Source organism: Mesorhizobium sp. B2-3-13 (genome assembly GCF_006442195.1).
GTDB classification, from domain to species: domain Bacteria; phylum Pseudomonadota; class Alphaproteobacteria; order Rhizobiales; family Rhizobiaceae; genus Mesorhizobium; species Mesorhizobium salmacidum.
This window is the reverse complement of the sequence record NZ_VFVQ01000002.1, coordinates 42,882-65,538: the sequence shown is the minus strand read 5'-3', so window position 1 is coordinate 65,538 and position 22,657 is coordinate 42,882. Positions and strand designations below refer to the sequence as shown.

At 57.4% G+C, this 22,657-nt stretch carries 21 protein-coding genes and 2 pseudogenes; 10 read left to right on the top strand and 13 right to left on the bottom strand.

Translation table 11 applies throughout. The features are described 5' to 3' along the window. Nucleotides 1-103 precede the first annotated feature (103 nt). The 6 genes from FJ941_RS02740 to FJ941_RS02715 all read left to right on the top strand — a co-directional run bounded on the left by FJ941_RS02740 (nt 104) and on the right by FJ941_RS02715 (nt 5,513). The gene (locus FJ941_RS02740) at nt 104-508 is read left to right on the top strand and encodes a hypothetical protein (RefSeq protein ID WP_140502888.1); all 405 of its coding nucleotides are present in this window, start codon (nt 104-106) and stop codon (nt 506-508) included. Between the two features lie 79 nt (nt 509-587). Next, entirely contained in the window at nt 588-2,810 is a 2,223-nt protein-coding gene (locus FJ941_RS02735; protein ID WP_140502886.1) for a multicopper oxidase domain-containing protein, read from the top strand. A gap of 28 nt (nt 2,811-2,838) precedes the next feature. Next, nucleotides 2,839-3,309, top strand: a complete 471-nt coding sequence (locus tag FJ941_RS02730) for a hypothetical protein (protein ID WP_140502884.1) — start codon at nt 2,839-2,841, stop codon at nt 3,307-3,309. Nucleotides 3,310-3,368: 59 nt separating this feature from the next. Next, nucleotides 3,369-3,836 (top strand): copper homeostasis periplasmic binding protein CopC, encoded by a 468-nt coding sequence (copC, locus tag FJ941_RS02725; protein ID WP_246673671.1) that lies wholly within the window; start codon nt 3,369-3,371, stop codon nt 3,834-3,836. Then, nucleotides 3,836-4,720 (top strand): copper homeostasis membrane protein CopD, encoded by an 885-nt coding sequence (gene copD, locus FJ941_RS02720; protein ID WP_140502882.1) that lies wholly within the window; start codon nt 3,836-3,838, stop codon nt 4,718-4,720. Before copC ends, copD begins: the two co-directional genes overlap by 1 nt. Before the next feature lie 25 nt (nt 4,721-4,745). Then, nucleotides 4,746-5,513, top strand: coding sequence for a hypothetical protein (locus tag FJ941_RS02715; RefSeq protein WP_140502881.1), 768 nt, complete (start codon nt 4,746-4,748; stop codon nt 5,511-5,513). Between the two features lie 143 nt (nt 5,514-5,656). Here FJ941_RS02715 and FJ941_RS02710 read toward each other — a convergent pair whose 3' ends face one another. Next, a complete protein-coding gene (locus FJ941_RS02710; protein ID WP_246673670.1) occupies nt 5,657-6,250 on the bottom strand; it encodes a tyrosine-type recombinase/integrase in 594 nt (197 codons plus the stop codon). A gap of 418 nt (nt 6,251-6,668) precedes the next feature. Beyond that, nucleotides 6,669-7,124, bottom strand: coding sequence for a hypothetical protein (locus tag FJ941_RS02700; protein WP_140502879.1), 456 nt, complete (start codon nt 7,122-7,124; stop codon nt 6,669-6,671). A gap of 246 nt (nt 7,125-7,370) precedes the next feature. Between FJ941_RS02700 and FJ941_RS02695 the strand changes: the two genes are divergently transcribed. Then, nucleotides 7,371-7,583 (top strand): helix-turn-helix transcriptional regulator, encoded by a 213-nt coding sequence (locus tag FJ941_RS02695; protein WP_140502877.1) that lies wholly within the window; start codon nt 7,371-7,373, stop codon nt 7,581-7,583. Between the two features lie 394 nt (nt 7,584-7,977). On the opposite strand, the gene FJ941_RS02690 is transcribed toward FJ941_RS02695, so the two are convergent. From FJ941_RS02690 to FJ941_RS02670, 5 genes are all read right to left on the bottom strand, one after another. Further along, the gene (locus tag FJ941_RS02690; protein ID WP_140502875.1) at nt 7,978-8,433 is read right to left on the bottom strand and encodes a VOC family protein; all 456 of its coding nucleotides are present in this window, start codon (nt 8,431-8,433) and stop codon (nt 7,978-7,980) included. A 215-nt stretch (nt 8,434-8,648) separates the two neighbouring features. Further along, nucleotides 8,649-9,713, bottom strand: coding sequence for a dicarboxylate transporter/tellurite-resistance protein TehA (locus FJ941_RS02685; RefSeq protein WP_140502873.1), 1,065 nt, complete (start codon nt 9,711-9,713; stop codon nt 8,649-8,651). Nucleotides 9,714-9,811: 98 nt separating this feature from the next. Beyond that, entirely contained in the window at nt 9,812-10,522 is a 711-nt protein-coding gene (locus tag FJ941_RS02680) for an ATP-binding protein (RefSeq protein ID WP_224530512.1), read from the bottom strand. A 133-nt stretch (nt 10,523-10,655) separates the two neighbouring features. Beyond that, nucleotides 10,656-11,237 (bottom strand): HupE/UreJ family protein, encoded by a 582-nt coding sequence (locus FJ941_RS02675; RefSeq protein ID WP_140502870.1) that lies wholly within the window; start codon nt 11,235-11,237, stop codon nt 10,656-10,658. 80 nt (nt 11,238-11,317) lie between these two features. Further along, nucleotides 11,318-12,244: a DUF4331 family protein gene (locus tag FJ941_RS02670; protein ID WP_181169702.1), complete on the bottom strand. Its 927-nt coding sequence runs from the start codon at nt 12,242-12,244 to the stop codon at nt 11,318-11,320. 346 nt (nt 12,245-12,590) lie between these two features. Here FJ941_RS02670 and FJ941_RS02665 point away from each other — a divergent pair, with 346 nt between their 5' ends. Then, nucleotides 12,591-14,351 carry an MOSC and FAD-binding oxidoreductase domain-containing protein gene (locus FJ941_RS02665; RefSeq protein WP_140502866.1) on the top strand — a complete coding sequence of 587 codons (1,761 nt, stop codon included), beginning with the start codon at nt 12,591-12,593 and terminating at the stop codon, nt 14,349-14,351. 66 nt (nt 14,352-14,417) lie between these two features. Here FJ941_RS02665 and FJ941_RS02660 read toward each other — a convergent pair. After that, nucleotides 14,418-15,060: pseudogene (locus FJ941_RS02660) on the bottom strand (VOC family protein). 638 nt (nt 15,061-15,698) lie between these two features. Between FJ941_RS02660 and FJ941_RS02655 the strand changes: the two are divergent. Then, complete coding sequence (locus FJ941_RS02655) at nt 15,699-15,995, top strand: hypothetical protein (protein WP_140502864.1); 297 nt, start codon at nt 15,699-15,701, stop codon at nt 15,993-15,995. A 220-nt stretch (nt 15,996-16,215) separates the two neighbouring features. On the opposite strand, the gene FJ941_RS02650 is transcribed toward FJ941_RS02655, so the two are convergent. The 4 genes from FJ941_RS02650 to FJ941_RS02635 all read right to left on the bottom strand — a co-directional run bounded on the left by FJ941_RS02650 (nt 16,216) and on the right by FJ941_RS02635 (nt 21,014). Further along, nucleotides 16,216-16,833, bottom strand: a complete 618-nt coding sequence (locus FJ941_RS02650; RefSeq protein ID WP_140503445.1) for a response regulator — start codon at nt 16,831-16,833, stop codon at nt 16,216-16,218. A 92-nt stretch (nt 16,834-16,925) separates the two neighbouring features. Next, a complete protein-coding gene (locus tag FJ941_RS02645) occupies nt 16,926-17,300 on the bottom strand; it encodes a response regulator (protein ID WP_140502862.1) in 375 nt (124 codons plus the stop codon). Beyond that, nucleotides 17,297-20,356 carry a PAS domain-containing protein gene (locus tag FJ941_RS02640; RefSeq protein ID WP_140502861.1) on the bottom strand — a complete coding sequence of 1,020 codons (3,060 nt, stop codon included), beginning with the start codon at nt 20,354-20,356 and terminating at the stop codon, nt 17,297-17,299. The genes FJ941_RS02645 and FJ941_RS02640 overlap by 4 nt, the downstream gene beginning before the upstream one ends. Nucleotide 20,357: 1 nt before the next feature. Then, complete coding sequence (locus FJ941_RS02635; protein WP_140502859.1) at nt 20,358-21,014, bottom strand: MEDS domain-containing protein; 657 nt, start codon at nt 21,012-21,014, stop codon at nt 20,358-20,360. Between the two features lie 246 nt (nt 21,015-21,260). On the opposite strand from FJ941_RS02635, the gene FJ941_RS02630 reads away from it, so the two are divergent. Further along, entirely contained in the window at nt 21,261-21,854 is a 594-nt protein-coding gene (locus tag FJ941_RS02630) for a redoxin domain-containing protein (RefSeq protein ID WP_140502857.1), read from the top strand. Between the two features lie 159 nt (nt 21,855-22,013). Here the strand turns inward: FJ941_RS02630 and FJ941_RS02625 are convergent. After that, nucleotides 22,014-22,296, bottom strand: a pseudogene (locus FJ941_RS02625) (hypothetical protein); the annotation flags it as partial. Nucleotides 22,297-22,657 lie beyond the last annotated feature (361 nt).

Below are 22,657 nucleotides of genomic sequence, written 5' to 3'. Positions count from 1 at the left end.
GGCGATTTCCTGTGCACAGACGAGTGCAGTGAAATTGTTTCTGCCGTGGAACACGAATGTTGGCGGAGTGAAGACTACGTCCAATAACAAGGAGGATACTGCAATGAGATATTCGAAGCTGTCGATCGTCACCAGCCTCGTAGCATCGCTTGCGTCAACAGCCACGTTTGCTGCAGACAGTATCGGACTGGTTCCGGGTTCGTTCGCCGCGACCTATGTTCCTACGAGTGCGGGCTGCTCTTCGCTGCTGGTAACTGGCCAATTCCTCGCGCCGACGCCTGGGTATAAATTGAGCGTTACCAAGGCCGGAACTCAGGATAACCCGCTCGTTCTCCAATTAGAGCTGGCAGCAGCGCCGCCAGCGGGCCAAGTGACGCAGGTTTTCACCCTTTCACCGGTTCAATACGCTGATCCAAATTACCACGATTGTCACTACGGCGTGGCCGTAAGCTACGGCAAGCAGCGAATAGTAGTCGGTCTAAGTCCAGCCGGCACTCAAGATCGGTAGGGCAGCTTCGGCAGCGAAATCCGGCCTATTCGTATCGAAAGGGTCCAAGCCCACAAACCTTGCAGAACGGAATGATGCCTTGAAACGTCTTTTGGTCCTTGCACTTGGTGTTGGCATGGTCCTCTGGCCGGCGATGGCCGCAGAACTTGTCCAACCTCCGATCTGCTCCGTGGCAACGGCAGGCGCGTCTTCTCTTGGCGACAAGTGTACCGTTTCAACTCAAGCCGACGGCCGCCACCAGGTGAAGGTCAATCTGACGGCCGAGACGCATGAAATCGAGGTCGGAGGCTACAAAGTCACCACTGAAAATTACAACGGAAGTTATTTGACGCCAGTTATCGAGATAGCGCCAGGTGACACGGTCGCTGCTCACCTCGAAAATCTCTTGGCACCTCGTTTGCATGACGGCATGTCCCACGGCGACGGGGACGAAAACCCGACCAATCTTCACTACTTTCATGGGGGGATTGTATCGCCCAACAATGCGAGACCTAAGCGCGCCGAGCTAGGAAACGGGGACAACGTTTACGTGCATTTGAAGGCTGGCCGCGACGCAGAGGGAAACCCCAGCAGTTTCGACCTCAATGTCCCAATACCCGGCGACGGGGTGCTCGATGCCCGGGTCTTGGAAGGCAAAGGAGGCTACATCCCTCACCCATCTGGGCTCGACTGGTATCACTCTCATATGCACGGAATTTCATCCGACCAGGTTATGGGCGGCATGTCCGGCCTACTGTCGGTCGGCGACGCGGCCGCTAACGTCAAAGCAGGTTGCCGGCAGGATCCGCTTGACCCTTCCAAATGCATCAATGACGTTGCCAAGGACACGGCCGACCTGAGGCGTGAAACGAATGTCCGATACGCCCTCCTTCGGGACATTCCACTCCAGAACATCAGCAAGCTTCCAGAAGAAGCCGATGGCAACGCGACGGCCGAATGGGAGCCCGTTGCGCGCGATTTTCCACCGGAAAGCGCACCAGGCGCCAAGTGCGGAGTTTGGAAAAAGGACAAACTGGACACGGATGACTTGTCACTTCGAGCCGGCTTCTGCCAACTCGACCAAAGCTCGGCTTGGCTATTCACCCTGAACGGGCAACGTTTTCCGACGGTTAAGATAGAGGGCGGGAAAAACCTTCTACTTCGATTGGGTAATCTCAGCGCGAATGTGGGCTACTGGCTTGAACTGCGCAACAAGGCCGACGGAACGGTTCTGCCACTGACAATACTGGGTCTCGACGGCGTAGTCCCAGCACGACCTGTCCTGCCTGAGCAGGAAGGGAAACCTGTTGAGGCAAACAACTATGATAGCCTATTGTTGATGCCGGCTTCGCGCGCCGAGATCTACATTCGTAATGACGAGAAATCGCATGATAAGCCCCAAGAATACATTCTTAGTACCCGGGGGCTCGATGCGGGAACAGACAAGTGGCCCGCGGTTGAGCTTGCAACGATTGTGTTAGAGCCGAACACCGCTGCAAGCCCGATTCGAGTTGCATTGAACGCTTCCGTCGAGGCTTTCCCAAATCTCATTCAGGTTCAGCCACCTGTTGCTGAACGAGCGCAGTTACCTGATGGCTGCGTCAGGGATTTGGATCCGGCTTTCCACGAATACCGCCGGGTGACTTTCATTCCCGGGGGGGAAACATCCACCGGCATGAAATCGGATTGGAGCATTCTAACGCAAATCGTGCGCCCCAAGGTCGGATCAGGTTTGCAGGATGAGGCGAACTACGAACCCGACGATCCCAGCAAAACGAGCGTAGGATATGATGTGCGGCAGCAAGCTGAAATAGCTGTTCCGTTTGAAGATTATGTTCAAGCGGATGGAACGGTTGACTGGACAAAGAGGCATGTCTGCATCTTCATAGATCATGGAGACCATGATGGGAGCCACAAACAGTTGTGGGTGCTTAATAACGCAACAGCAGCCTTACACAATTTCCACATCCACCAGATTAAATTTCGATTGGCAACGCGCAAAGAACTTGTAGACATTTATAACATTGAGCCACCGAAGCCATCGGATACGTGTGGGGAAAAAACGCCTGAAGAATGTATGCAACCCAATGTTAAATTCTATGAGGAAAATGCGACTGATCCGGCCGATCCCGGCGCGACACCTCTCTGGCATGATACCATTCCACTGCCGCCCCTCAGCACGGTTTTTATCGTGATGAGCTTCGATGCTAAGCAGCAGATCGGACGGTTTGTTTTTCACTGCCATATCCTCAAGCACGAGGACGGCGGGCTGATGGCTCCCATTGAAGTGTGGGAGCCAACGGTGGGAGCAATGGCGCAATAGGAAAGCTTCGAACAAGGAAGGAAATGAAATGAGAACGTTTTTGGCAAGTTCTTCGGTTCTTGGACTGGCACTTGGCACGATCGTCGTAGCTGGGGGTGCAAGCTTTGCAGCTGATACCCATGCTGTTGCAACCAAGAATGTTGCGTGGACCTATAACGGAAAGGCTTCGACGAAGACCACACCACTCATCGTCGATGATCTCAAGATAGGAGACATCGTCGAAATCCAGATTGACGGGGCAATCCCCCACGGATTCGTCACAATAAGAACTAAGGACGGAACTTCCACCGAGGCTAAGGACCTTGTCTGGGCCTGCGGTCAAGACAAAGGACCAAACGTGGTCCTCCGTGAAACAGATTGCGGGGCTGCGAGTCAATTCGGCGTTCAATTCAAGGGGAAAATGCGACTGGAAGTACTGGACACCTTTAAGGACCCAGTCGATTTTTGGTGCGTGATACACCTTGGTGGTATGCGGGGAACGCTCAAGCTCAAGCCGTGAACTAACAGCTGATGTCTTCGTTCATATGGTCAGCCGTTTGCCCATCGTTGCCCCTCTTCATGAAGCATACCAAGCAAAGGCACGACGGCTCGTTCGGCGGGCTGAAAAGCACCATCGTTGTATGGGGCGCAGGTCGCCGTTTGAAGGAAATGTTCATGCCAAAATACATTCGCGCCCTGATACTTGCTACTCTGATCGGAGGCATGTTTGCTGATGAGGCATTCGCACATGCGCGCCTTACGTCCGCAATCCCTGCTGAAGGCAGCATAGTGGCAATTCCGCCGAACGAACTCGACCTGACCTTTTCTGAGGACGTGGACCTAAAGTTTACTGGGGTATTGCTTGTCGGGGCCGACAAAAGGGCGGTGGCGACGGGCCCCGCCTCTTTTGGTGGCGGCAACGCTGCAAGCCTAGTCGTTCCAATTTCTCGGGCGCTTGACGCGGGTACGTATACCGTCGATTGGCATGCCCTGTCGGCAGATGGCCACAAAGCCAAAGGCCGCTACAGTTTCATCGTGAAGCCCTGATGAGCGCTGGCTTTGCCCTGGCTGTATGCACGTTCCTACGGGATACGTTTGCGATGCTGCTTTGGGGAACCTTCGCATATCTGTCAATTGTTGTTCCGAGTAAACTGGCGCGCGACATTCAACAGCGCCTGCAACTTTTCCGGATCATCGCCACCGGGGTAGTTGCGACATCGACGATCGCCGCGCTCCCCTTGGAGGCCGGATCAATCGGTGACGGCTGGACAGATGTATTCGATCGATCGATGATCTGGGCCGTATTGTCCCAAAGCACCGTAGGCCACACTTGGCTGGTGCAGGCCGTTACTGTTCTATCGTTGGTCGCGGCGCTCGTCATACCGTCAACATACCGTCAGACGTGGACAGCGCTAGCAGCCAGTCTCGTTCTTGCGGGTTTCACGCTGACGGGCCATGCCGCCATGCAGCAAGGCTGGATTGGTTTTGGGCATCGACTAAACGATGCCATCCACGTTCTGTCGTGTGGCGCATGGCTGGGCTCTCTCGTGCCACTTCTATTGATTCTTTTAGCCTTGAACGATCCGAAGAAGCGAATATCCGCTGGTTTGGCGCTGCGACGGTTTTCCAAGGTGGGACATGTGGTGGTTGCGCTGGTGCTTGCCACGGGCGTGATCAATACCTTCTTGACACTTGGAGAGTGGCCTACCAACTGGTCCTCGCCCTATCAGGCGATGCTGGCCACCAAGATGGTATTGGTCCTCTTAATGGTCAGTTTTGCAATGCTCAACCGATACAAATTCGTTCCACAGATCGCATTTCAAAGGTCTAAAAGCTTGCGCGCCATTCGCATTGGAACTATGACCGAAATTACTCTGTCAGTTTGCGTCATAGCTCTTGTCTCGATATTTGGAATGCTGGAACCGATTTAGTCGATTGCGCGCCCGAGTGGCATTGATGCTGACGATGTCAACGTCTGCTGCGCCATTGGCGGAGCCACCTGGTGGAGGGGATGGTAATCTGGCGCAGGGTACAACCTTTCCGGACATATCGAAGTCTCCGTACAATGTATTCCACCGCCTTGATACCGTGGTAAAGGGGACAACCAGATACTGCACCGCTCAATTTGTTGGGCGTGGTGACATACTGCTTACCGCTGCCCATTGCGTTCGAGACAATGGAGACGGCACTTGGGTCGGAGATTTTCAGCTCCGCAATCTCGGAAATTCGGAAAATGAAGCTCCGCTGACCAATCCAAAATGTATCGCAACTCCTAGGGGATGGGTTAAGCCCTTGCCCGAGGGTTTTGGGGGGCGCTTCTTTTGGCCAGATGATTACGCCCTCGTTGTTTTGCGTTCAGTGATATCCGACAATTTTCTTCAGTTGGGAGATGAAATTGCGTCGCCCGCGGACGTATCTGCTTATGGATTACCCGTCGGTCTGGGTCATCATCGAAAGCTCGTTGAAATTACCGGGCGGGCAGATCGCGACAAAGATTTCGCGACCTTGGGGGTGATGACTAATAAGCAACCCGACGCCAGGCTGGGCATGAGCGGTGGCGCATGGGTGACTCGCCTGAGCCCCGTCTCAGACAGTGCCTCGGATTTTGTTGTCGGTCTGTCTTCGACTGCGTCGGAAGAAAACGGCACGTTCTTGCTGGCCGGACCATACTTCGATCATTGTGCGGTAGAGATGATGAAGTTTATTCAACAAGAATGTCGCTAGGAAGGTAGATCGAACTGACGCCGGGGTTGACGCCTCCATGGGCCCCTTGTCAGATCACAGGGTCAGGATGTTTTGGGAATAAGGGAACGCAAATCACTACCCCTGAACGACAACCAGGCCGACGCGCCGCAGACGCGCCATGGCTACGCCGCAAGTGCCTCTGAACCAGCCGTGACCTCGGAAAACAACCGTGAGAGCGCGGCTTGTCGTGCCACACGATCGAGCGCGTACGATGTTCGCGTAAAGCGCATTCCATCCAGAAGCCCATGGATGTATCCCGCAATCGTATCAGCCGCCATGATCAGCGCGGTATCAACGGTATGGATGTATCGGCTAATCACTGTGCCGCGCGAATGCCCGAGCAGGGCCGCAACGGTAGCCTCTGTGAACCCGAGGTCATTGGCGACGCTGGCGAAGCTGTGGCGGAGCACATGAGGCGTTATGTCCTCGAGTGTGGTCCCCTTGAGAGCCTTCTTCCAATATTTAGGGAAGCCAACCAGCGGCTTCCCTTCGACCGTACCAGGAAAAACGAAGGCGCCTTGGTCGTCCATTACCAGACCATCCGTCATATCTAGCACCGACAACCCAATCGGCCTTACCGAGGCTCCCTCCTTGCTGTCTTCGAAACGAAGACAACTATTTGCCGCATCGACCTCGGTCCACTTCAGGCCCACGGCCTCGCTTCGCCTGCAGCCCGTGAGGGCTAGGGAACGGCCGACAGCGACGAAGGTGCCCAAGGCATCATTCTTCGAAGCTTTCCGTAGAATCGCGCCGTGAAGCCGTCTTCATAAGCACTGTCTCCCTGTCATTTCATGGGCGATCTCCGAAAAGCTGATTAAAGATGTCGCCAAACCACGCCTCGAACGCGTCGATTTCTGCGGAAGTGACAGGGACGCGCTTTGGAAGATTGTCGGTAACGCGCCACTCGCGTGGATCGTGTTGAACCGGTCGGCCAACGCGTGGACGCGGCTCAACGTATAGGTAGTCATACAGGTCGATCGGCAATGTTCCGAGGCGGACCCGTGACAGTTCCGAAGAGGTCGCTTTGCGAGCCGGGTGGGACATGGCCCAAATATGCCCCAGCAACCCGTCAAAGCGGAACGACCTATGTATTCGCCAGAACCACCATTCGCACGCTGACGGATCAGCTTTGGTTCAACCGGTTGGGCCGCACCGCTCCAAGGCATCTTCCTCCTCCAGGGCCGCGACCAGCTTGACTGCCGCCTCCCAATGTCTGGCGATGTCAGTCCGGACCGCCGCCCTCTCTGGCCGATCCATACCTATGTCTCCAACAATCGCCTTCATGTCCCGAAGCACCGACGCGATGTGCGGCCAGGGGAAGTCAGACGGATCGTCGATCTCCCTGTCTGCTCCAACAATCATCTCCAGCTTGGCGACGACGCCAGCAAGCGAAGTCGCCGTAACATCGGGGATTGCGTCCAGATGCTTCAACTCCTCCGTCACGGCGAGCACTTCCGCTTCACGTGCAACCGCAAACTCTTGTCTACCATTGACCGTCTGCCAGGCCGCGATCCGCGCCGCTCGGATGCTATTTCCGGAGCCCGATGCCGCCGAATCCGTCAATACCGGAATTCCGGTATTGACCAACATTCGGCTCTCTAGCCGTTGCTGGACCCGGCACAGTAGGAGAGCGACGTGATGGGCTCGCTGCTGGTGGGACCAAAGGTACAGTGCTCGGTCATTGAACCGGCTTTCCAATGCGGGTTGTCTATCGAATCTGTCCATGGGGGTGAGCCTTTTCGTTTGCTGGAAGGCATCTCCTCCATATCATATTGAATGCCGAATAGGAATTATCGTTCCTGGAATGATCGTTCCATTCCTGAGCTATCTCTGGGAATGGACCTCAAGGAAGTTTTTGCGATCAACCTGCGTCAGATCAGAACCAGCAATGGGCTGACGCAGGAAGAGTTGGCAGAGCGCGCAGGGCTTAGCGCTAGATACATCGGCTCAATCGAGCGAGCAGACGTCTCTGCAAGTGTCACCGTGCTCGGGCGCATCGCAGACGCGCTGGGTGTCGAGCCGCACCTGCTGGTGCGGCTGAACAGATAGCCACACGCGACCGTTGAGCGCCCGCGAGAGCGCCCTCAACAGCGCTGTAGCGAGCGGGCGGCGGCTTTGCGCCTGATGTCGGCCATTGGAGCCAGTTTGCCCCCGCCCGTAAGCAGACATCGCTGCTCAAAAAGTTAGGCATGGGAGCCGCGGGAGGCGAGAAAAAGCGGCAGCCGGCGTTCTGTACGGGCCACGTCTCGCCAATGACGCTCTTGACATTGGCTCCTCCAATATCAGAACCACGCCGCCGATACTTGACATCGATTTCCCATCGAAGCGCCCGGGCCGCAGATCAGTCGCAGGACCGATAGGCTGCTCGTCACAAGCTTTGACCCAACCACTCGGCAGCATGCTTGCTCTCCTCGTCGTGCAGTCTGGCCTTGCGCCTCCCTGGCTAACCAAATACGACCCCTGGCTCACTTTGACCCACTTCGATGATATAGCCGTCTGGATCGCGAATGTAGCAGCGCGTCTCGCCGTACTTCTCCATCGGCTCGGTAATGAATTCAGCACCTCGGGCTTGCCATAGTTCATGGCAGCCGTGGATATCGGCAACGCGAATGTTCAGAAAGCTGCTGGCTAAATTGGGATCGCCGGGAACATCAAGCATGACGGACGGTTTGTCGGGGGTAGGCCCACCCCCGACGTTTACGATCAGCCAAGTATTCGCGATCTGAATGTAGCCGGGCGCACCACTGCTATCTCCCAGGCTCAGAATGCGGCCTCCGAAGACCTTCTCGTAAAACCGCGCCGAACGACCGATGTCGGCCACTGTCAAAAAATGCGCGACGGTAAAGCCCTTTTGCGGGGGCATTGCATAGATTTGATCCGCTACGATTGCTTGGGTCATCCGGGACTCCCATTGAGACAAAGTTCAAATCTTCGCGACCTTCCTTGGCTGCCGATCCTGCGCGGGCGTCTCCTTTGCAAATCGGCAGTTGTGAGCAGCCCGTGGCAAGGGAACGTCGCAGTGCCGACCGAAGCACCTACCAAGTCGCGGCCCTTCAGACCCACGAAGCACGGCTATACGTGGCCGCTATTGCAGGGCGGAATTTGCACACGGGATCATTTCTCCTCCTGGGCGACAGGCAGTAGAGAACCGGAGATAGCCGAAATGATCGTTCTGACGGTTAGCCACAGGATAAGCAGGTTGACGCCAACAAAAACCGGCAGAGCAAGGACCGTCGCAACATTCGTGTCGCCTCGAACAGCCAGCTTTTCAATTGACGTTGCCAATGCTGTGGCCCCGAAGCTGACACTCCAAAGTCCGGCGGAGAAGCGTCGTAGGATCCGTGAGAGAATGGCGCCAACGACAATTGCTTGCAGAAGCGCGTAACCCACGAGGGAGTGGACGAACACGTCTCCAGCGGTACCCGACAAATCAGCGTAGGCCAGTGAGCACACCGCCGGCGGCGCCAGTTGGACACCCATCGTCGATCGGATCTGGCTGGCTAGCGGCTCACCAAAATAGAGCCGGCCAAACAATAGCGATTCGGTCGCCAGCCATGAGAAGAGTCCCGCCCCTAACGCCAGCTCGGCCCAGTCAAACCAGCCAAATGTCGACAAGCCAATACTCAGGACAAAAGAGGCCGCGGCAACCGGCAAGTATAGGGCAGGGGTCGCGTCGGACATCGAAATCGTCCCCCGCCAGATCATTTGGGTCCGCCAGATGCCGTAGCTTGCTGCGAGCACACCTCCCGTAGAAAGCAGCACGACTGCCCCAATCTTGCTGTAGGGCAACATGCTCACTGCAGTGAGCATCATGCCGACGCCCGCCAGACCAGGGAAGCAATTCTGAACGGGATTGGCGAGCTCTGCTCGCAGCGCCATTGGAGCCAGCGACAACTTCAGAATGTAGAGCGTCAGAAGGACTGCCCACAGACACGCCGCAAGCAACACCAATGCCACAACAATCCCCTCCGGAGCCGCCCAGAGCTGATGCGCTAACTGCCACGAACCAGCGAAGGAACTTGTCCCCAGGCCGATCGCAAAGAACGAAGCGGGAAACCGCGCTATCAGAGATTTTTCCATGGGCGGAGGGATCATCCCCTCGTGCGCGGATGCCACCGCTTCGTCCAACGCCAACCCACTCAGTGGTGTAATGCCTTCAGATATGGACGGCTTTTCCATTGTTGCTCCTCACGGTTTCCGGCTCGTGGTGATAGGGGATTGTCACAGCACACCCGGTGCCCGGCCGCAGTCGCGATTGGACCGCTCGCAGTGCTTCGTCAGCTTGTTGCGGGCAATCGCAATGTCACGGTTGTGCCCATCCCGAGTACGCTCTCGATATGGACGCTTCCTCCGGACTCTTCGGCGAAACGTTTCACCATCGGCAGGCCGACACCGCCAAAGCCACCGCCCTTTGTCGTGAAGAAGGGATCAAATGCCCGGACCACTGTCTCGCCGGTCATTCCAATTCCGCTGTCCCGAATGCGAATGGCGACCTGACGAAGGCTTTCCGGGGCAAAGGCGTCGATTGAGATCAAACCGCCGTCAGGCATTGCGTCACGAGCGTTGAACACAAGGTTCAGGACCGCGTTCTGCAAGCCTGCCCGATCGCACCTTACCAAAGGGAGGTTGGAATCTACCCGAAACTCAAAACGAACATTTTCATATCGAGCACTTCGGACAAGAGATTCGATCTCGACCAGGCACACGCTTATGTTCGCATGCTCGACATTGCCCTGAATCTCCCGGGCCGTCTTGATCGTCTGCCTGACAAGGCCGCCCGCTCGATCCAACGCGGTTCTGGCACCGGCAATTACAATATCAATTCCCGGAACCGCTGAGATGCTGGGCTCGCGAGCCAGATGGTTCAACGCAGAGGAAGCCACCTGGATGAGATTGCCGAGGTCATGGACCACCCCCGCCGTGGATAACTGCGAACGCACGCGACCCCCAGGAACGACGCCTGGGCTGAGAGACACGTCATCATCCATCTCTGGTCCTGACATTCCATTCCTCCGTTTGCCCGGTCGACAGTTCTTGCGTCAGTCCCAGCCACACAGCGCCACTTGTGCTGCAATCCAGCAATGAATCTGACGCCAGAAACGGCTCTTGCTTGGCCCCGCTTCAAAGAACTCCTGCGTACAGACCCGCCCCGATCGCGACGCAGAGCGCGCCGCTCGCGCGACTGAGGGGAACTGACGCAGAGCGCTGCAAGGCGAGCGCCAATCCGATTCCGATTGCTTGCAAGACCGCGGTGGCAGACGCAAATCCCGCAACGAATTCAACCCCATTCACGGTCTCAGGCAACTCAGTTCCATGGGCGTGACCATGCAGCAGCGCAAAAAGAGCAATGATGGCAGCTCCGATCCATACCGGCGGATTTACCGCCGACGCCACCATGAGCCCCAGGATGATCACCGAAGCCAGGATGCCGGGCTCCACCAACGGCACAGTGATGTGCGCCAGGCCAAGAGCGCCGCCAATCAGCATCACCACAAGGAAGGTCAACGGCCACACCCAGAGCGCACGGTTTCCCTTGGCGGCGGCCCACATCCCGACGGCCACCATGGCCGTGATGTGATCGAGGCCCGTGAGGGGATGACCCAACCCTGCGTTAAAGGAAACGACGGAATCAACGCCGGGGTGGGCAAAGGTTGGCGTTGCCAAGGCGAGGGTTACAGTTATCAAAATCAGGATCAATCGCATGTCTGTCTCCTCAGTGAAGCACACGAGCGGCGTTCGGCCGGGTAGTGGACCGAACAACACCCAGGGAACATCTCCAACCCTCAAAGGTGCGGGTTGTGCGGCGACCCCAGGTACGGGAACTCGGCAAGCAGGTCGCGGTGCGGCCCCACTCCATCCCCCGGAACCCCGCCGTTCGTGAAAATGGCCATAAAGAAATCCGCGGCATCGTCAGTCAGGCTTCTGCCGTTTTCCGGGAATGACGCAGGTCGTGACGGGTCGTAAACGAGAATGTCGGGAAGCAGTGTTCTTGCCACGCGCTCTGCTTCAGCAGGCCGGTATCCTCCCGAGTGCTCAAGGGTGTGCGCGAACGTCTTGATGAACTGGTTGTCGTCTGCCGGCTCGGCAGAGAGATAGTCCTCTCTCTGCTCGCCGGGGAGGAACACTGCCTGCTGGGGTCGAGCACCACGTTCAACCTGTATCCAACGGTCGCCCTGTCTGTCCAAGATGCGAGCCCATAGACCGATGGGCTTTGAGCCCAACGCGGAATTGGCTACTTCCAGCACGATGCTGCAGATATCCTTGTCGGCAAAGAAATCAGCACCCGTGAATTGCAAATCCGCGACGGCGCCGAGAGTATCGAAGAAAAACGGCTCGCTTCGCCAACCCGCGAAGAAACGGTAATCGCCTGCTTCCGTTACCTGGGCGTCGCTTCCTCTCGAGACTGGTGCGGCCGTGACGACGACCTCCCCGCCGTCGTCGGCCCCAGCTGCTAAGGCGCCTTCCACACGACTCACAGAGGCGATCTGCCTTCCTTCCGACAAGGACACAAAATTCACTCGATACGCGACATCGGCGACTGCATCGCCGTTTGTGTCGATCTTCAGCTCGTACACCGCGTCGGGGGCGAATGGCTCTACGGTTGTGGAATGTGGATCAATCACCGTCGAGGATGGATGCACATTCATGATGAGGATCGACTTGCTCGCGTCTCCCGGTTTGGGGAAGGCATAAATGTCAGTGAGGTCCAAACGTGCATCTCCACGAGGAAAGCCAAAGTCAGGGCCTGAATAGTGATGAGACATTATCATGTTCTCCGAATTTTGAACCAAAGCGGAAGCCGAAAGATACATTTATCCCTGACACGAGATTACCATCTGCAAAATCGTGACCACGACAACACCCATCCGTCACTTCAGCAGAACAAACTGTGGCAGCGCCACGAGCCAGAATATATTGGACGATGGTATCTCCAATACTTTGGTCTCGGTCGCATCGGCGGGCCCGCGATGGTACTTTTGGTGGTAACCCTGAAGGCATCCTCGGTGAAATGTTGGCGAGCGGTGCAGCCCGCGACGCTGACGAAGAAGAGGGAACATGGCTCGCTTGCTATCGGTCAATGTGGGATTGCCGCGCGGCATTCCATGGCAAGGCAAGATCGTCGACACCGCCGTTTGGAAAGCGCCAGTCGAGGGCCCCTGCCAGGTGCGTCGGCTCAACATCGATGGCGACGGGCAAGGAGATATCGCGGGGCACGGTGGCGAACAACGCGCCGTGCTGGTTTATCAAATAGACTCTTATCGGTTCTGGCAAAGCGAGCTAGGTCGAAACGACTTCGTTTACGGGCAATTTGGCGAGAATTTCACGGTCGATGGCTTGCCGGATCGTGAGGTTTGCATTGGCGATCGCTACCGCATCGGCAGCGCGCTGTTGGAAGTGACGCAGCCGCGCGTCACCTGTTACCGTGTTGGCATCCGGATGAATGAGCCGCGTATGGCCGCGCTGCTGGTCGCGCACGGCAGGCCTGGCTTTTACCTGCGCGTACTGGAAGAAGGCCAGGTTCAGGCGGGAGATGAAATCACTCGGGTGGAAATCGGCCCAGAGGCGATGACGGTCTCCGAGGTGGACGCGCTGCTTTACACGCCCAGCCATCCGCGGAGCCAGCTTGAGCGCGCACTGCGCATTCCCGCGCTGAGTCCTGGTTGGCAAGGATCCTTCCGAGCACTTCTCGCACAAGGGGAGAAGGGAACCACGACGGGAAATGCCGGTCTGGACCCTGTCTCCGGACGGCCACCAGCATGGCCGGGGTTCCGGCCGCTGAAGGTGGCTCGCAAGGTCCATGAAAGCGGGACTGTGGTTTCATTGATCCTCGAGCCTACGGATGACTCACATCTGTACGCCGCCATCCCCGGCCAATTCGTCGTGCTGCGCCTCGCGGTTTCGGCCGACGGGCCGGCTGTTATGCGCAGTTACTCTTTGTCGAGTGCGCCCGGGGATCGGTGCTATCGGGTAAGCGTAAAGCGGGAACCGCATGGCGAGGCGAGCACGTTTATAGACGAGAGCGTCCAGGTTGGAGATTTCCTGGACGTGAGCGCGCCACGGGGCAATTTCATTCTCGGGGACGAGGATCGCCCGATAGTGCTGCTGAGCGCCGGAGTGGGCGTTACGCCCATGATGTCGATGCTTCACGCATTGGCAGCCCGAGCGTCGACGCAAGAAGTTTGGTGGTTCCATGGGGCCCATTGCGGTCGCGAGCATCCTTTCGCCGAAGAGGCCCGAAACCTGCTTGAGGCCTTGACGCGCAGCCATTCCCACATACGCTACAGTTCGCCCGATCGCGAGGACAGGTTAGGTGTCGATTTCGACGCTATCGGACGCTTGGATGTGCGCGCACTCCAAGATCTGGGTGTGCCGCCAGATGCCGACTTCTACATCTGCGGACCATCGGTGTTCATGAGTGGCATGACTGCCGGTCTTGCCACACGCGCCGTCGCCCCTGCAAGAATCCATACCGAAGTGTTTGGCCCAGGTCCTTCGACGACGCCCGGGATAGCCAGCGATCCATCGCGATCGCCGCATCCGCTGGTTGAAGCTCCCAACGCGGGCCCCCGTGTTTCTTTTGCCCGGAGTGGCTTGAGCGTCCGCTGGGGATCACGGTTTCAGAGCTTACTTGAACTTGCCGAAGCCTGCGACGTGCCCACGCGATGGTCATGCCGAACTGGCGTCTGCCATACTTGCGAGACGGGACTCGTCACTGGGACCGTCACCTATAGCCCCGAGCCAATCGACCCGCCGGCGACGGCCAATGCGCTGATTTGCTGTTCGCAGCCCGATGGGGACGTCGTTCTCGACCTTTGATTTGCCCCGGGGAATTTCGACACCGGAGCTATCGCTCGCAGGATTGGAAATCTCCGCGCGTGGCCACTATGTCGGCAGCGGGCCACCGGTTTGTTCCGCCACCATGAACTGCGCGTAGCAGTCGGGCCAGTTGTCGTCACGCTGGCCGCCAGTCCGCCTTTCATGCTCGACATGTGCCGAAGCCGCCCGCCGCAACGCAGCGGCAAGCTCCGAAAACTCGAGAATGTCGTGTCCTGCGCGTCCTCGCGACCAGGCAATCGGTGCGTGATCTCCTGCAACAGCCACCATTGCCATCGGGATCAGCGAATGTGGCAAAAGACGAATAGCTGCGCGCCTCTGGATCTCGGCCGCCGATAGGTGGCTGGCCTGGGCCGGCCCGATGATACACCTCGCTAGCGTCGACCCCACGCGCCACGAGTTCAGCGCGTGCCGCTTCGATGTCGGGGACGACAAGGTAAATTACCTTCGCGGACCCAGGCTCGGCCGAAGTCAGGCCCTTGCCGAAGTGCACGCAGCACGCTGAGCCCGGAGGGGTGAATTGAACAACGCGGAACGCATTGCCGACGACAAAGTCCGCATCGAGCCTCCAGCCCAGACGACTGTAGAAACTCTTGGAGCGATCGACGTCGGAGACACCGATGACGATGGCTTCCAGCTTCATCTCGATGGTGGCCCTTTTCGCAATTTCAGTCGCAGTTGCAACGCTCATTGCATCATTACTCACGTCAATCTCCTCGGGTTGGGCCTTCGGACACTTTGGACGTGCGAAAACGAAGACCGGTCAACTGCATCAATCGAGCCATGGCGTCGCCGAACGCCATCCTCCGGCCGTCATACCCGCCTAGCCTGGCGGACTGAGCCAACGCCGGTTCGATACGCTGGTCGCGCTCCCATGCTTGCGCCGTGCCTGGAAGCGCACCGACGATTCCGACACGTGCAGTCGCGGCAACCAGCTGGCGCTCCGAGGGAGTCAGCAATCTCGTTCCTGCCACCTCGGGCTCTATCGTTAGGCTCGCTTGAGACACCATCCGACCCCAATGGAGATAAATCCATTGCACGTTGGTATAGGCAACCGCCGGCGACGCCGATTACAGTCGAATCTCGGCAACTCCTGGCGAAGAGGCGCCTTGGACATTAGGGACTCCAAAGGCCGGTACCCGCACCAATCTGGGCATTTGTCCGGCAGCCCATTCCAAAGTATCGGCGATACCATCGAACAATGGTGAACTCGCAGAAACGTTGATACTTCACACCATCTGGACTTGCTCCAGTGAATCCATGGTTGGGTAAACATTGTGGCTACCGATATTGCTGGTAACGCATATCAACAAAGGGAAGGAGTTTATCATGAATATCAGAGGTGTGTGCTTGGGAGCGGCGTTTTCTCTTTCGGCGTCCAGCGGGATTGCTGCTGCGGGGGCTCTTGACGTCATTGACCCAATCAACCAGCTGCAGCCCCTTCATACCGGTTCGATCAGGGAAACGGGACACACAAGTCCCATCATGAGATCGCGGTTCAGGGCGGCGCTGGCCACTCTCCCGAACACGAAGCGCGAGGCGATGATGAGGGAATGCCAGGACGCTGGAATGACGAAGCCCTATGCGGAGTTCTGCGCCGACTTGAATGCGCTTGCCGGCTCGTGATCTTCCAAGCCAGGGCGCGATCCCTGTTCGAGCCGAACGATGGCGGGCCGAGTGCCCGCCATTTGTTTGCGTAGAGAGTTCCATCCAGTGACATTAGGGATGGGACTGTTTACCTCTGCGTCAGCTGGGTAAACGGGGGCAACTGATCCACGTGGCGTTTGAACACTTCCCCATGCGGTAATCGTCCCATGTGAAGCGTGATCTGGCGCAGACAGTTTGGCTATTGAGCACCGCTGAGCCGCGCAGCCATGTTCACCAGGTCCGCGAGCGAGCGAGCTCTCATCTTACGCATGGCCTGACCGCGGTGTGCTTTCACGGTTATTTCGCTGATGCCCAACTCAAACCCGACCTGCTTGTTCAACAGACCGGAGACGACCAGTGCCATGACCTCCTGTTCGCGACGGCTGAGCGACGCGTGCCGATCCCTGAGCTCGTGCAATTCCGAACCAAGAGCGAGTGAGGTCTTGCTCCATTCCAGCGCTGACTCAACCGCCGCCAGGAGCTCTTCGTCACTAAATGGTTTTGTTAGAAATTCCACCGCACCGGCCTTCATTGCCTTAACGCTCATTGGCACGTCGGCATAGCCTGTGACAAAGATGATCGGCATGTCGGTGCGACCGACAGACAAAAGCTTTTGCAGGTCAAGCCCGCTGAGATTGGGGAGATTGATGTCAAGAATCAAACAGTTTGGAACCAGCGCCGGGGGGCAGTTGAGAAATTGCTCCGCCGAGGCGAACGTCTCCGGCCGCCAGCCTGCGGAGCCGATCAGCGACTCAAGAGATTCACGTACCGAGATGTCGTCGTCAACGACGAACACGACAGGCGTTCCTTGTGACATGGATGCCGACTTTGCCCCAACGCCCAGTTCAGTCGCCAAATTCGGATGCATCGCAGAGTATCCTTCTCGCACATCGTTAACAACCACCGCGTTCAAGGTGCACGTAGTGCCGAGCTAAGCGCCGCCTGAAGGGCTCGGTCACTGAAAGGCTTGAACAGACACTCAACCGCACCCTGCTCCATCAGATGCGGCCGGACCGTGCTATCCTTCCACGCTGTTATGTACACAATCGGAATTAGCTGTCCGCGACGCGCCAGCTCAAGTTGCAGTTCAGGCCCCGTCATTTCGGGCATCGCTACGTCAAGAATCAGGCACCTGGTCTCATCAACGCTATCCGATATGAGAAACTCATTTGCTGAAGAGAACGTCTTCACGCTGAAACCGAATTCCTTGAGCAAATCTGGCAAAGATTCGCGCACGGACCGGTCATCGTCGACCACAGAAATTAGTACATGCGCAGTCTTCATCTAACCCCCACTGATTTTTTATCATTATGGGCCACATCCATATCTTGCATCAGCAGGGCCGCGGAAAACTCGGGCACGGAAAAAGAAAACGTAACCCCTGGCCCATCATTTGCGGCTGCCCACAGGCGCCCACAGTGACTGTCGATAATGGATCGACTGATGGACAATCCTATTCCCATGCCGTCACTCTTGGTGGTGTAGAAAGCTTCGAAGAGACGGTGGGAGCCGTCTGGACCGAATCCAGTGCCCGTGTCCTGTACCGACAGCCGCACATGACCGTTCGCCTCCGGCTCGGTCCTGATCATGACCTGCCTGGGACGATCTTCGATCTCGCTCATGGCGTCGGCCGCGTTGCGCAACAAGTTCATGATCACCTGCTGGAGTTGGACTCGATCCCCCGTGACATGCGGTAGCCCTTCGGCCAGTTGGGATTGCAGAACCACGCGACTGTCACGAATGTCTCCTGACGACAGTGCCAGCACCTCGCGCACGGCCTCATTCAGATCCACAGCCTCTATTATCGGAGCCCTCTTGCTAAAAAGCGCGCGCAGCCGAGCGATTACATCCGCCGCCAGGTTGCCGTCGCGTATCGTACGACGCGCCGTCTCGAGCGCGCCGTCGATATTCGGCGGATTGGCGGCCAGCATGCGCAGGCACGTGCTAGCGTTGGTGACAATGCCGGATAGCGGCTGATTGACTTCGTGCGCGATTGACGCCGTCAAGGTTCCAAGGCTTGAAACCTTCGATACGTGTGCAAGTTCAGTCCGGGCCTTCCCAAGCGCCTCCTCTGCGCGTCTGTACTCTGTCACGTCTTGAACCGCGGCGAGGCACTCCAGCCGATCGTCTTGGCGACGCACGACGCGGCCGAAGGTGCGCAGGAATTTAACACTATGGTCCGGCATTCGTATTCGGATCTCATAGCCCAGATTACCCTCACCGGCGCGAACCCGTGCCATGTGCGTTGATAGGGATGGAATGTCGTCCGGATGGATTCGGTCGAGAATTTGGTTCATCGTCACTGGATGCGCAGGGTCAAACTCGAAAATGCGATAGAGCTCCTCGGAAAACGCGATTTCATCCGTATCCACACGCCATGAAAACGCTCCGGTCGAACTCAGACGCTGAGCTTCGGAAAGCAATGTTTCGGTCCGCCTGAGTGCGGCCTCGGTCAGCGAGCGCTCGATGGCGATGCTGGCTATCTGCGTGGCATGCGCAATAAGATTTTGCTGGTGTGGTGATGGCGACGAGGGCTTTCGCTGAATGATGCAGAAGGTGGCCAGCACTCGCCCTTCCTTGGAACAAACCGGGGTGCTCCAGACCGACCTATATCCGTGTCGCAGCACATGGGACCTAACTGGCGAGTTATACCAGCGAGGATCCCGCTCAATGTCCTCGGTGACGACCTGTACTTTCTCAACGGCCGCTATGCCGCATGGCAGCAAATCACCGCTCAGAGGCGTACCCGCGATCGGATCGCTGTAGGCTGAAGGCAGGGAAGGAGCCACGGCGTAGGCAATTGTCAGGCTATCCTGATCGAACATGTGAACATCACAGAAGCAGTCAGGGGCAGCCTCTTCGACGAATGTGCACAAGGCGCTTAGAACATCACGCAGTGAACTGCCCGACGCGATCATCTCGAGCAGTCGCTTTTCACCCGCCAGAAAGGCTTCTGCCTGTTTGCGACCATCAATATCGTGGCTCACACCATACCAGCGCATCACTTTGCCGGCGTCGTCCCGGATCGGTATGCGACGCGCCATGTGCCAGCGATACGTACCGTCGGCCGCCTGCACTCGGTACTCTAGCTCGAACGGTTCTCCGGTCGCGATACATTCGAGCCATTTGTTCTCTTCAGCTTCGACGTCCTCTGGATGGATTCTATTTCTCCAACCACCATTTGCGATGTCTTCGGAAGAAAGCCCGGTGAAAACGCGTCCTCGCTTGTTGCTGGAAATTTGTGAGCCATCGGCGCGGAAAGCTCCAACCAGCGCCGGGATACCGTCGATCATCCTTTGAAGCTCGCGCTCAGCATCGATGACCTTCTCCTCGGCGCGCTTGCGTTCGTCGATGTCGGTATTGGCACCGTACCACTTGATAATCTTGCCGTATTCGTCTCTCGACGGGTTGGCGCGGATCAGAAACCAGCGAAAGGTTCCGTCAGATCGACGCACTCGTGCTTCGGCTTCGCCTGGTACACCCGCGATCATCAACGCCTGCCATTTGGCGGTCAGTTCATCCAGGTCATCGGGATGCATTATGGCGGTCCATCCCCAGCCCTGTGACTGCTCGGCAGACAGACCGGCGTAGTCAAGGTAATGCTGGCTGAAAAACTCGACATAGCCATCGGGGCGGGTCAACCAAGCGAAGGCCGGAATGGTGTCGACAATCAGCTGGAGATCGTGCCGGCTCGTCGCAAGAGCTTCCTTGCTTTCTCGCAGGGCTTCTTCTGTCCGCCGGCGTTCTTCAATTTCCAGCATCAGAGTTCTATTCGCGGCGACGAGTTCGCTCGTTCGCTCTGTAACCCGCTGGTCGAGCTCTTTGGCGAGGCGGTTCTGATCTCTTGCCTGCCGTGCCCCCTGGAGCGCAATGCTCGCCTGGTTGGCAGCAACACTCAAAAGCAGTTGATCGGACTGGCTGGGAAAATCGGCCCTGGCTGAACCCACAACCAGGACTCCAGCTTCCCCCTCAAGCCCCAGTCGCGCCACCGCCAGAAAAACACCACCCGCTCCGACATCCATTCTGGCGCTGGACGACCAATTCGATTCCGTCTCTCCAAGCAGATGATCGAGGGCTTTGCCTATCTCGCTCATCTCCAATGCACAGGCCTGGCCGACCCGAACGATTTCATTCGGGCATGCGCCATCTCTGTCGAACAGCCGTGCATAAACGAAATCAACGGGCAACATGGCGCTTAGCACGTCAAGCAATGTGCTTGCGATGTGAACAGGATCCTCACCTACCCAGATCGCAGGGAGAGCTAGCAGGCTTACCAAGTCGTTCATCGAGCGCTTAAGCCGTTGATTTTCCTCCCAGGAGGTCTCCACCGGCGGCTCCATGCTAAAGGTCCATTTCTGGCTGAAGCAGCTGTCCGGCTCTGCGTTGGCGCAGTTCCTGAAGGAAATTTTCCGGCGGTACAAAGAATGGATTGTGCTGCAGTATGCCGCCTATGACGATCATGGGATGCGTCCGCATGATATCGACGACCGTGTTGCCGCCGAACTTCGCAAGATCGTACACACAGATGAACCGCGTCCTCGTGACGCGACCATCCTCGTTCATCCGCGCTTCGAACTCTACCAGATCGTCAATGTGCGATCTGACCTCACAAGCCCAGTCCATATGGCAGACAATGCGACTAAGTGGAAAATCGCCTCTGACGTTGCCGCTCGCCAGCTGTTCGAAGATCTCCAACATTCGATCCTGATCGAAACGACCGTCCCGAATGTAGGCTTCGGTATTGGTGCGAAATTCAAGCTGGCCGCTTTGTTCCGCCGCCGTTGTATCGACGCCCGCCGCTGCCAGGCGATGCAAATGCTTGCAGCGCTCGCCCGGATTGACGACGTGGATGACTTTGTCACCGCGCTCGAAGCCATCCCTCATGAAGGGAAGCAACACCCGAGACGCCTCGTCGTCGCCGTTAAAGAATGCGCAGGCGTGCCGCATTTCGCCAAGTTCGGACCCCGCGAAGGGAATGGCTGGCGTCTTCTTATGCATGTTTGCCTCACGGGACGCAGCTCCGCCCCATCCCACCATGCACGCGGCCAATACCAAGGTCCATTATGCGTTGGTGTCGGTTTGATGAGGGACATCCGGTTGCGACGGTGTCTCCAGCCGTAGCGGTCGGAACCCGCACCGGGGTACTGATTGTTCCATGGTGTCGCCGATACCTTGGAATAATGGATTTTGATTGTTCTTCCGCTCTTGTTGGCCCTGGGTCTCACGTTAGCGAAGGTTCTCGAAATGCGCTCAGACATTGTTCCAGGGTCCAATTTCCCGGATTACGAGTTACCGGATCACACGGCCGTACGGCGAAAGCTTTCCGATCTGCAGGGAGAAGACCCAATGGTGGTGGTTCTCGGCAGAGGCGGGTTTTGTCCTCGGGACCGTCGGCAGACCGAAGGGCTCGTACGGCTCTATGGTGAAATGGAAGTCGGATATTGCAGGCTCGTGACCATCACGGCGGACAATCTTCTGGAAACGAACGAGTATCGATTGGGGGCTGGCGCCCATTGGCCTTTTCTTTCCGACCCGCGGCGCATCATCCAAAAGGACCTTGATATCGCGGAGTACACGGACCCCCTGCACAATCCTATGATTCCTCACGTGGTCGTCTTGGAGCCTGGCCTGGTCGTCTACAAGATCTACAATGGCTACTGGTTCTTCGGTCGACCCACATTGGAAGAGCTCCGCCAGGACATGCGCGCGGTGACTATGAAATCTCGGATGGATTGGGATATTTCGAAACCCGAACTCAGGTCGGCGTGGCAAATGGGCCAAAGGGAGCTTTTCTATCCCTACCAGAAGCCAAGTTCAAACATTGCGGCAGAGCATTGAATTGCGTTGAAGGCGAGGCAGCGCGCTTTGGCATGGGCTCGGTCGGCCGACGGTCCTCCGGCCTTCGCCGGGCAGCGGCTGGTACATGCGGGACGAAGCCGCCACCCTATGGAGGTCGCGCCCACCCGCCGCGGTAGGAGATCGGAAATCGAACTACCGCTATGATGCGGTAGCTGATTGGCGGGCCCGGATCACGTTGCGCTCACGTCGGTGATGGCCCCGAGCAAAGGCCTCCGGCGCTTCCTGAGGCAGGTTGTGACCGATGCCGCCACTGATCAGCCGGTGCTCATATTTGCCCCGAGAACATCCGCGCGTAGGCGCTGGCTTCCGGGTGCGGCGCACCGTTGGCGTAGCCTTCGAGCGTGATTGTCGACGCGGCGATCACAGGCGCCTGCGCGAGCCGCTGCTCCAGCGCGTCGCATCGTGTTTCGCCGTTCGAAATGACCTGTTCCAATTGGGTGCAGGCCCGATTGCCGCTCTCTGCGATCTCAGGGCTACGTCGGGGTCGGCATTTGCCGAATGCGAAGGTCTGACCATAGCTGACTTCCGCCCGGACCAGAGCAGGAACTTTTGCGCCGCTCTCCAGTCGCCAATCTTGATGCTCACATTCGGGAAAGTGGCCGTTTAGCTGTGTCGGTGGACGATTACGTTCAGAATATTGTGGCTGTTGGCCGCAGACGGCTCGCCATAAACGCATGTCTTAATTTCCAAACGTCATTTTTGGCAAAGCCGATGTAGGCATACGGCCCATTCCAGCGCGAAGTGTCGCGTCCAATTAGCAGGCAACGGTCACGCCCGCTGGT

Excerpts from the sequence above, each read along its gene's own strand:
- FJ941_RS02740 (WP_140502888.1), top strand. The coding sequence starts at position 104 with ATGAGATATTCGAAGCTGTCGATCGTCACCAGCCTCGTAGCATCGCTT.
- FJ941_RS02730 (WP_140502884.1), top strand. The coding sequence starts at position 2,839 with ATGAGAACGTTTTTGGCAAGTTCTTCGGTTCTTGGACTGGCACTTGGC.
- copC (WP_246673671.1), top strand. The coding sequence starts at position 3,369 with ATGAAGCATACCAAGCAAAGGCACGACGGCTCGTTCGGCGGGCTGAAA.
- copD (WP_140502882.1), top strand. The coding sequence starts at position 3,836 with ATGAGCGCTGGCTTTGCCCTGGCTGTATGCACGTTCCTACGGGATACG.
- FJ941_RS02715 (WP_140502881.1), top strand. The coding sequence starts at position 4,746 with ATGCTGACGATGTCAACGTCTGCTGCGCCATTGGCGGAGCCACCTGGT.
- FJ941_RS02700 (WP_140502879.1), bottom strand. The coding sequence starts at position 7,124 with ATGTTGGTCAATACCGGAATTCCGGTATTGACGGATTCGGCGGCATCG.
- FJ941_RS02695 (WP_140502877.1), top strand. The coding sequence starts at position 7,371 with ATGGACCTCAAGGAAGTTTTTGCGATCAACCTGCGTCAGATCAGAACC.
- FJ941_RS02690 (WP_140502875.1), bottom strand. The coding sequence starts at position 8,433 with ATGACCCAAGCAATCGTAGCGGATCAAATCTATGCAATGCCCCCGCAA.
- FJ941_RS02685 (WP_140502873.1), bottom strand. The coding sequence starts at position 9,713 with ATGGAAAAGCCGTCCATATCTGAAGGCATTACACCACTGAGTGGGTTG.
- FJ941_RS02680 (WP_224530512.1), bottom strand. The coding sequence starts at position 10,522 with ATGGATGATGACGTGTCTCTCAGCCCAGGCGTCGTTCCTGGGGGTCGC.
- FJ941_RS02675 (WP_140502870.1), bottom strand. The coding sequence starts at position 11,237 with ATGCGATTGATCCTGATTTTGATAACTGTAACCCTCGCCTTGGCAACG.
- FJ941_RS02665 (WP_140502866.1), top strand. The coding sequence starts at position 12,591 with ATGGCTCGCTTGCTATCGGTCAATGTGGGATTGCCGCGCGGCATTCCA.
- FJ941_RS02655 (WP_140502864.1), top strand. The coding sequence starts at position 15,699 with ATGAATATCAGAGGTGTGTGCTTGGGAGCGGCGTTTTCTCTTTCGGCG.
- FJ941_RS02650 (WP_140503445.1), bottom strand. The coding sequence starts at position 16,833 with ATGTCACAAGGAACGCCTGTCGTGTTCGTCGTTGACGACGACATCTCG.
- FJ941_RS02645 (WP_140502862.1), bottom strand. The coding sequence starts at position 17,300 with ATGAAGACTGCGCATGTACTAATTTCTGTGGTCGACGATGACCGGTCC.
- FJ941_RS02640 (WP_140502861.1), bottom strand. The coding sequence starts at position 20,356 with ATGGAGCCGCCGGTGGAGACCTCCTGGGAGGAAAATCAACGGCTTAAG.
- FJ941_RS02635 (WP_140502859.1), bottom strand. The coding sequence starts at position 21,014 with ATGCATAAGAAGACGCCAGCCATTCCCTTCGCGGGGTCCGAACTTGGC.
- FJ941_RS02630 (WP_140502857.1), top strand. The coding sequence starts at position 21,261 with ATGCGCTCAGACATTGTTCCAGGGTCCAATTTCCCGGATTACGAGTTA.